The organism is Hymenobacter agri, assembly GCF_054778495.1.
The window spans coordinates 1-644 of the sequence record NZ_BAAGZM010001212.1 but is presented as its reverse complement, the minus strand read 5'-3'; the positions used below and the strand labels follow the sequence as shown (position 1 = coordinate 644).

At 67.9% G+C, this 644-nt stretch carries 1 pseudogene; it reads right to left on the bottom strand.

What is annotated here, in order from left to right:
- Positions 1-644, bottom strand: a pseudogene (locus tag ACYVDE_RS25380) (hypothetical protein); the annotation flags it as partial.

The following is a 644-nucleotide window of genomic DNA, read 5'->3' as shown; positions in this document are numbered from 1 at the left end:
GCCGGGGCGGCCGGACGTGGCAGCACCACAAAGTCGGCTTGCGCCGGCGCGTTGCGGGGCAGGGGAGCGGCATCGGCCAACGCAATGAGACCTAGGCGGCCGGCGCCGACCGCTGCTTTCAGTGCCTGGGTTTCGGCAGTAGAAAGTGCGGCGAGGGTAGCGGCATCAGCCAGTACCACTTGGTAGCGGGCCAGCAGTGCGGGAGTGAGACGGTCGAGCGGGAGGCGGGGCTGATTCACAAAATCAGTTTGTACCAGGCCGCGGCTTACGCTGGTGCGCAGAGCCACGGGGTAATGGGCTTCGGCCAGGTAGTTCTTCAGGAACTTGAACTCGAACGACGGCGTGGCGGCCAGCAGCAGCACCGCCGGCAGCCCGGGCGTGGTGATTTCGACCGGCACTGGCTCCGAGAGCATCGGCTGGCCCGGGCGGCGCAGCAGCAGCTCGTAGGTAGCTAGGCCAGCCGTTTTGGGTTGGTAGCGCAGGCGAAATGTGGTGTTCTTAGCCGAAAGCTGCACTGAGTCGCGGCCCGTGCCGGCGGCCCGTAGCACTACCCACGCGGGCCCCGCGTTGTGGAGCCGGGCCACTGCCCCCTCCACTTGCAGCACGTCGCCCAACGGGAGTTGGCTGGGCCAATAGGCCGCCGC